This is a genomic window from Streptomyces sp. NPDC040610 (genome assembly GCF_055594065.1).
Window position 1 is genome coordinate 1 of sequence record NZ_JBVIXA010000030.1, and the last position, 7,001, is coordinate 7,001.

Genomic DNA, 7,001 nt, shown 5'->3' on the forward strand with positions numbered 1-7,001 from the left:
GCTGGAACAACTCCCACAACTCATCCGGCACCAGCCGCTCAACGATCGAAACCACGACCGACAAACTACCGATCCAAATGAGATGACGTCTTAGACGTCATTTCAGTTGGCGTGATCTTGCGGCAGTCTGGGGTGATGGCTGCTGTGCTTGTCGAACGGTTGGCGCCGGAGGATCTGTGGGAGTTGTTCCAGCGGGTGGTGCCGCTGGCTCCGGAACGCCCGCAGGGCGGAGGGCATCGTCGCGGAGAGGGCCGTGGGGTACTGGCCGCGATCATCTTCGTGGCTGTATTTGGAACCAACTGCCGCCGGGGTTCGGACTGTTGGGAGTGACTGCCTTCCGCCGGTTCACCGAATGGAGTGAGGCCCGTGTGTGGGCCGAGCTCCACCGCCTGGTCCTGGACGAACTCGGACCCCGGGGTGGCCTGGTCTGGTCATGGTGTGCGATTGACTCCGTCAGTGTCCGGGCCCTCAAGGGGGGGGCAGTTGACGGGACCGAATCCGGCCGACCGCGGCAAGAAGGGTTCGAAAATCCCCCTCATCGTCGACCGCCACGGTCTGCCTCTGTCGATCGGCATCTCTGCGGCGAACCTCCATGGCAGCTGGTCCGTGGCAGTCCTGGGTGCCGGGCCGAGCACATGCATGGCGCCTTCTTCCAGGGCGTTCATGAGGTGCTTGCTGACGCGCATCCCGGCGGCGTCGTGGTGGGTGTGGACCGTTGTGGAATCCACGCTGACCAGCGACAAGTCTGTCTGCTCGGCGCGGGCGGTCTCGGTGATCAGGCCTTCCAGCAAGGCGGAGAAGACGCCGGCGTTCCGCCAGACCCGGAAACGTCCGTAGACGGTGGCTCAGGGGCCGAACTCGGCGGGCATCTCCCGTCACTGACCACTGACCACTGACCACTGACCACTGGACCGGGACCACCAGATCACCCCTTCGAACTGCTCGCGCAACCGCTCGGGGTACGGCCCGTACCTACCGAGCGACAGGTACAGCTCGATGAACTTCGACTGGGCATTCGTGAGTTGCCTACGCGCCACGACCAGTGTCCCCCGGGTTCCACCCCCACGAAGAAGGCGATACCCACAACTGATCACGACGTCACGCAGACCTAGAGACGGCAGCTGATCTCCATTCCGTCCTCCACGGGGAACGTGACGCTCTGGTAGCCGTTCCGGGGGTCACGGACGTAGCCGAGGTAGGGCGCGAGGTCCTCCAGGTCGACGTCGTCGGCGACGACGAGGGTGCCGGGCGCGAGGCGTGGTTCGAGGACTCGCAGGACGGGCAGGCACAGGTCCTTCCAGCCGTCGAGGAGGACGAAGTCCGCGGAGTCGGCGGCTGCGGCGAGGGTATCGCGGGCATCTCCTTCGAGGACGGTGATCAGGTCGTCCAGCCCCGTCTCGGTGAACGTCCGGCGGGCGGCCGCGGCCTTGGCGGCGCTCAGTTCCGTACTGATCACCCGCCCCGCCCCGTTGTCGCGCAGTGCGGCGGCGAGATGGAGCGTGGAGATGCCGAAGGACGTGCCGAACTCGACGACGGTGGCGGGGCGGATGGCCCGAATCAGGTTGTAGAGCAGGCGCCCGCCCTGGGCGGAAATCGGCATGTATACCTCAGCGTTGGCGTCGGCCTGCTCCTGCGGACCGAGGGACGCGGAACCCTGGGGCCACGCCGCCCGGATCCGCCTGCTGGTCGTCTCGTCCTGCTCGGCATGCCGGAACATCCGGTCGAGGGCAGAGGCGACACGGGGGTCTTCGAGGGTGTTGGTGGGCGTCATGGACCTAGACTAGACGCACCGTTGCGTAGCGTCTAGAGGTCTGGCCTACTCTGGCCCCAGGAGGCAGACATGGAACGAGGAAGTACGGCCGCCGCGGCGGCCGGGGTGGAACCGGCGGCACGCCACCACGGCAACAGGCACGGCCGCAGCGAACAGGCCCGGCAGGCAGTGCTGGAGGCGGCCGACGACCTCTTGGTCGAGAAGGGCTTCACCGGCGTCACCATCGAGGGCATCGCCGCCCGGGCGGGCGTCGCCAAGCAGACCGTCTACCGCTGGTGGAAGACCAAGACTGACATCCTCCTGGACGCCTTCCTCCAGGACGCGGCCGAAGCCCTGACCCCGCCGGACCACGGCGACCTGGCCCCGGACCTGCGCGCCCACCTGCGCCAACTGGCCCTGTTCCTCACCGGGTCGGACGCGGGCGCCGTCTTCAAGGCCCTCATCGGGCACGCCCAGCACGATCCCGCGTTCGCCGCCGCCCTGCGGTCCGGGTACCTCGACGAACAGCGCCGACGCGACCGACTCCCGCTGGAACGTGCGGTGGAACGCGGCCAGCTCGCCGCCGGACTCGACATGGCGGCGGAGATCGACCAACTCGTGGGACCGGTCTACCATCGCGTCCTGGTGACGGCGGAACCCGTCGACCAGGCTTTCACCGACCGCCTCGTCGAGGCGTTCCTGCACCGCGCGGAAGTAGCGGACGCAGCCGACGCAGGGGAGATGGGGAGCAGATGACTCTGAAGGCAGGCCAGCGGGTGGTGCTGGCAGCGGACACCCGGCTGACTGATTCGACCGAGGCGTCGGGGGTCGTCGTCGGGTTCCTGTCCTTGGCGGCGGGCACCGGTGGGACCGTCGAGCAGGTCGTCGGCCACCAGGACGAGAGCGACGACGTGCGCGAGTACGAGCGACTCAAGTCGCTGCTCGACGCCTTCGGGGGCGAGATGCCCACGGAGAGCAGGAGGCAGCTCGAAGAGAACGTCGGCTCTCTGGAACCCGCGTGGACCGCCTTCCAGGAACGGGCGCCTCGCGTGAGCGTGCGGGTCCGCTTCGACAACGGGTTCATCCTCGACGGGGCCCCCGAGGGCGTCTTCGTCCCCGCCTGAGAGCGCGTCCCGGTCAGACCGGTGGTCGGCGGCGGTGGTCGCGCCAGCGAGCCCACAGCTCGGCTGGGGTGTGCGGCGAAGGCGTGGGCTCGGCGGGCCACCGTTCGGCCCGGGTGGGCGGGAGGACCGGCATGAGGTACGACTGCCCGCCGGTCTCCAGAGTGCACAGGGGTTCACCGCCGGGGATATCCGTGCGCCCGACGCGAATAGTGAAGGGGCGGGGGACGCCGTCCTCGGCGAGCTCGCCCCCCAGCTCCGTCGGCGCGTTCGGGTGGCTGCCCACCACTCTGCCGTCGCGGGATTTGTGACGGTTCTTGTGAGCCCTTGTCGTGTTGGGGGGGGATGGTCGTGCTGTTCTGCCAGTGGCAGAACAGCGGCCGGACCGGGCTCGACGATCACTACGGTCCAGTCTCATGACGACGATTTCGACGCGTACGGTCGAGTACCGGGCGGACGGTTTGACGATGGTCGGGCACCTGGCGCTCCCGGCCGGTGTCGACCGCCGGCCCGCGGTGCTGCTGGGACCGGAGGGCATGGGGCTCAGCGACATCGAGCGGCGCCGGGCCGATGCTCTCGCCAGGCTGGGATATGTAGTGCTGGCTTTCGATCTCCACGGTGGGCGTTATTTGAGCGATCCCGAGGAGATGCTGGCCCGTTGCATGCCCTTGCTCGCTGATCCTGAGCGGATGCGGGGTATCGGCCGTGCGGCGCTTGATGTGTTGTGCAGCGAGCCGCGGACCGATTCCGGCCGGATCGCCGCTGTCGGTTACGGGACCGGGGGCGCGGTCGGGCTGGAGCTGGGGCGCGACGGCGTCAGCCTGCGTGCGATCGGGACAGTCAACGCAACTACCACGGGCCGGCCGGGGGAGGCGGCGCGCATTCGTTGCCCGGTGTGGGCCGGGGTCGGGTCGGAAGACCCGATCATGCCGCCCGCGCAACGTGAGGCGTTCGCCGCTGAGATGCAGGCCGCGGGTGTCGACTGGCGCCTCACGGTTTACGGCGGAGCCTTGCACGCCTTCCATCATCCGCCGGTCGACCACCCTGTTGTCCCCGGCGTCGGCTACCACCCGCGGCACGCGCAGCGAGCCTGGCGCGATGTCGTCGACCTGCTCGCGGAGTGCCTGCCGGTGACGGAGGATCTGGGGGCATGACCCGGCCAAGCATGCTGGTACCAGGCTTGGCCGGCGTCATGCCTGGGACGCCTCAAGCAGTGTGGAGGGGCTCGGCAGATCGGGGCATGGAGGGGTGGGGCCGGATGGCGGGCGGGGTGAGCCTGCGGGGCATAAAGCGTGATCGAGGCGAGCCCCGCCCGCGCCATCAACCTGCTCCGTGCCCTGCTCGTCCTGACGAGCGTCGAACTCGACCGCTGACAGACGGTCAGGACCGGAGACAGCCGCCCATGACCAGCGCGAGCACTCACGAGCCCCGCCCAACCAGCAGCCGCACCAGCGAAATTCAAGGTGGTGGACCTTCAGTGAGGTTCCGGCTGGGCCTCGGTCAGTCGATGCCTTCGACGATGCGGAAGTCGCGCTCGACGCCGTCGGAGAGGGCGGCCAGCGCCTCCTGGTAGGCCGCACTCTCGTGCGCCGCGACGGCCTGCTCGAAGCTGTCGAACTCGATCAGGACGGTCCGCTCGGCGATTCCGGCGTCGTGTGCCGCGACCCGGCCGCCGCGGACGAGGACCCGGCCGCCCCCGGCCTTGACGGCGGGAGCGGCCAGTTGGTTGTAGGCAGCCAGCTTCTCGGGGTCGGAAATGGTGCGGTAGGCGCTGACCCAGTAGCCCTTGGGCATGGGACCTCCAGTGTGGGGATGAGTGCGTCTGGCTTACGGGTTGGTCGCGGACGAGCGTCGGCGGGCGAGAGCGAGGCTTGTCAGTGTCGTGATCGTCATGGCGCCGATGCCGACCAGGGCTGCGGTGGTGTAGGCGCTGTCGTCGGGGAAGAGGTGGCCGGGGCCGGTGCCTGCGGCGAGGATCAGGCCTCCGATGGCGCTGCCCAGGCAGTACCCGACGCTGCGGACGACGTAGTTGAAGCTCATGGCGCTCGACGTCTCGCTCTTGGGGGTGACGGCCAGGATGACGCCGGGCATGGCGGCCGAGAAGCCGCCGACGCCGAAGCCGAGCAGGCCCATCGCCGCGAACAGTTCGATCAGGTTCGACCGGGCCGCCGCGAACAGGGCGAACCCGCCGCCGACCACGATGGCGCTGCCGGCCAGGAGCAGGGGGTCGGCGATCCTTGTCCGGGCCCGCGGCGTGAGTTTTCCGGCGGCGAACCCCAGCGCCGAGAACGGGATGAGGACCAGCCCGGCGACGAAGGTCGTCAGGCCGAAGCCGTAGCCGGCGCCGTGTGGTGTCTGCGCGTACCGGGTGATGAGTGTGAGCAGGAGGTATGTGCCGATCCCGCCGACGAACATGGCGAGGTTCGCTCCGGCGACCGCCGGGTGCCGCAGCGCCCGTAGATCGACCAGGGGCGTCGTGCTGCGTAGTTCGACGACGGCCCAGAGGCAGAGCAGCACCGTCGTGGCGACGGTGAGGCCCGCCGCCACGGCGAGGTGCCGACTCCACAGATTCCGTTCGCCGGCGAGGAACAGCACCAGGAGCAGCGCGGCGGCCAGGACGGCTGCGCCTGCCACGTTCACGTGGGCAGAGCGGTCTTGGGGGGCTTCGGGTATGGAGCGCCATGCGGTCAGGAGGGCGGCGGCGGTGACGGCCAGGCCGAGGCCGTAGGCGGCCCGGACCCCGCCGAGCTCGGCGAGCAGTGCGGCCAGCGGGTAGCCGGCGCCGGCCCCGATGATCGAGACCACCGAGATCAGGGCGATCACGGACGTGCTGCGCTCCTCGGGGAGGTGGTCCCGGGCCACGCCCATCATCAGCGCCGTCAGCCCGAGCCCGATGCCCTGGGCCGCCCTGCCGGCCAGCAGCCACGCGAACGGCAGCGGCAGCACGGTGAGCGCGCTGCCGGCGACGGCGACCGCCAGTGTGGCGAGGATCGTGGCCCGCCGGTGCGGGCCGGCTCCGAGCCGGCCCAGGACCGGCGTGGCGACGGCGCCGCTGAGCAGCGCGACGGTCAGTGTCCACTGCGCGCTGCCGAGCGAGACGTGGAAGGAGGTCGCCACGCTGGTGATGAGCGGCGCCCCGAGGCTGGCGACCGCCGCCACGACCAGAGCGATGAACATCAGGGCGGGGGCCAGCAGCCGCGCCTCGGAACGCGCCACCGGGGACGCCTTCACCGCGGCCCTGCCGCCCGGCTGCCCGGTCACTGCTTGGGCCCTTCGCGGTCCTGGCTTTCGGCCTCTGCCAGATGCTTCAGTGCCGGAAGGGCCGCCACCAGCGCCTCGACCTCGTCGCCGGTGAGCTCGCCGATCAACCGCTCGAACGCGTGGATGCCTGCCTGGCGCCGCGTCCGGACATAGGAGGCGCCGGCCTCGGTCAGGCACACCAGTGTGACCCGCTTGTCGGACGCGTCGCCCCGCCGCTCGACCAGGCCGGACTCCTCCATCACCCGGACCAGGGCGGTCATCGCGGGCTGGGTGACGCCCTCGACCGCGGCCAGATCGGTGATGCGCCGCGCTCCGGTCCGGTCCAGGGTGGCCAGGGTGGCGGCGGAGGTCAGGCTCATGTCCCGGGGCAGGCGTCGCGCGGCCCTGGTGGCCAGGCCGTAGAGGGCTGCCCCGATGGCGGCGGACGCGCCAGGAGCGGTGTCTTGACGACTCATACCCAAAGCATAGCCATTTTATATTCATAGTCTATGGAAATGGTCGACTGTCGTGGGTCGGTGTTGTGTGTTGTGGGTGTGGGGTTGTCGGGTTCGATGGCCAGTTCGGTTGCAGTCTGTATGCCGATGACAGGCGCGATGCCCTTGTCTGCTGGGATCCTCGCTGCGTCCCTTGGCTGAGGCAATCCGATCGCGGTGGCCGACTTGCCGACCTCTACGAAGGGTGAACGAGTCCTGGACCTCGGCTCTGGCGGCGGCGCGGCACTGGCGTACTGCTTTCCGCTCGCCTTTCCGTTCGCCGTGGCGGGGTCTGCCGGGAGGGTTTGGTGTGTTTTGGGTTTGTTGGGGTGTTCCGGCATGCTTTGGTGTGTCTTGGTGTCGGTGGCTTTCCGTGAGTTGGTCGAGATCTGGGTG

At 69.4% G+C, this 7,001-nt stretch carries 8 protein-coding genes and 2 pseudogenes; 4 read left to right on the forward strand and 6 right to left on the reverse strand.

Annotation, left to right across the window (positions count from 1 at the left end; all coding sequences use genetic code 11):
* Positions 1 to 135: 135 nt before the first annotated feature.
* Positions 136 to 627: pseudogene (locus ACZ6AA_RS40780) on the forward strand (transposase); the annotation flags it as partial.
* A 14-nt stretch (positions 628 to 641) separates the two neighbouring features.
* On the opposite strand, the pseudogene ACZ6AA_RS40785 reads toward ACZ6AA_RS40780, so the two are convergent.
* Together ACZ6AA_RS40785 and ACZ6AA_RS40790 are read right to left on the reverse strand one after the other, a co-directional pair.
* Positions 642 to 1,037 (reverse strand): annotated as a pseudogene (locus ACZ6AA_RS40785) (transposase); the annotation flags it as partial.
* Between the two features lie 71 nt (positions 1,038 to 1,108).
* The gene (locus ACZ6AA_RS40790; RefSeq protein WP_471463631.1) at positions 1,109 to 1,771 is read right to left on the reverse strand and encodes an O-methyltransferase; all 663 of its coding nucleotides are present in this window, start codon (positions 1,769 to 1,771) and stop codon (positions 1,109 to 1,111) included.
* Between the two features lie 69 nt (positions 1,772 to 1,840).
* On the opposite strand from ACZ6AA_RS40790, the gene ACZ6AA_RS40795 reads away from it, so the two are divergent.
* The 3 genes from ACZ6AA_RS40795 (at position 1,841) to ACZ6AA_RS40805 (ending at position 4,025) form a co-directional block, all read left to right on the forward strand.
* A complete protein-coding gene (locus ACZ6AA_RS40795) occupies positions 1,841 to 2,506 on the forward strand; it encodes a TetR/AcrR family transcriptional regulator (RefSeq protein ID WP_468484160.1) in 666 nt (221 codons plus the stop codon).
* Positions 2,503 to 2,874, forward strand: a complete 372-nt coding sequence (locus tag ACZ6AA_RS40800) for a hypothetical protein (RefSeq protein WP_468462553.1) — start codon at positions 2,503 to 2,505, stop codon at positions 2,872 to 2,874. Before ACZ6AA_RS40795 ends, ACZ6AA_RS40800 begins: the two co-directional genes overlap by 4 nt.
* Positions 2,875 to 3,287: 413 nt before the next feature.
* Positions 3,288 to 4,025 (forward strand): dienelactone hydrolase family protein, encoded by a 738-nt coding sequence (locus ACZ6AA_RS40805; protein ID WP_468484159.1) that lies wholly within the window; start codon positions 3,288 to 3,290, stop codon positions 4,023 to 4,025.
* Positions 4,026 to 4,371: 346 nt separating this feature from the next.
* On the opposite strand, the gene ACZ6AA_RS40810 is transcribed toward ACZ6AA_RS40805, so the two are convergent.
* The 4 genes from ACZ6AA_RS40810 to ACZ6AA_RS40825 form a co-directional block, all read right to left on the reverse strand.
* On the reverse strand, positions 4,372 to 4,665 hold the full coding sequence (locus tag ACZ6AA_RS40810; protein WP_468462555.1) for a DUF1330 domain-containing protein: 294 nt from the start codon (positions 4,663 to 4,665) through the stop codon (positions 4,372 to 4,374).
* 33 nt (positions 4,666 to 4,698) lie between these two features.
* Positions 4,699 to 6,132 (reverse strand): MFS transporter, encoded by a 1,434-nt coding sequence (locus tag ACZ6AA_RS40815; RefSeq protein WP_468462556.1) that lies wholly within the window; start codon positions 6,130 to 6,132, stop codon positions 4,699 to 4,701.
* Positions 6,129 to 6,491, reverse strand: a complete 363-nt coding sequence (locus tag ACZ6AA_RS40820) for a MarR family winged helix-turn-helix transcriptional regulator (protein ID WP_468462566.1) — start codon at positions 6,489 to 6,491, stop codon at positions 6,129 to 6,131. Before ACZ6AA_RS40820 ends, ACZ6AA_RS40815 begins: the two co-directional genes overlap by 4 nt.
* A 92-nt stretch (positions 6,492 to 6,583) precedes the next feature.
* The coding region (locus ACZ6AA_RS40825; protein WP_471463634.1) for a hypothetical protein at positions 6,584 to 7,001 on the reverse strand (418 nt) is incomplete at its 5' end.

Bases quoted from the DNA above. Each gene is read 5' to 3' on its own strand.
- ACZ6AA_RS40790 (WP_471463631.1), bottom strand. From the start codon at position 1,771: ATGACGCCCACCAACACCCTCGAAGACCCCCGTGTCGCCTCTGCCCTC.
- ACZ6AA_RS40795 (WP_468484160.1), top strand. From the start codon at position 1,841: ATGGAACGAGGAAGTACGGCCGCCGCGGCGGCCGGGGTGGAACCGGCG.
- ACZ6AA_RS40800 (WP_468462553.1), top strand. From the start codon at position 2,503: ATGACTCTGAAGGCAGGCCAGCGGGTGGTGCTGGCAGCGGACACCCGG.
- ACZ6AA_RS40805 (WP_468484159.1), top strand. From the start codon at position 3,288: ATGACGACGATTTCGACGCGTACGGTCGAGTACCGGGCGGACGGTTTG.
- ACZ6AA_RS40810 (WP_468462555.1), bottom strand. From the start codon at position 4,665: ATGCCCAAGGGCTACTGGGTCAGCGCCTACCGCACCATTTCCGACCCC.
- ACZ6AA_RS40820 (WP_468462566.1), bottom strand. From the start codon at position 6,491: ATGAGCCTGACCTCCGCCGCCACCCTGGCCACCCTGGACCGGACCGGA.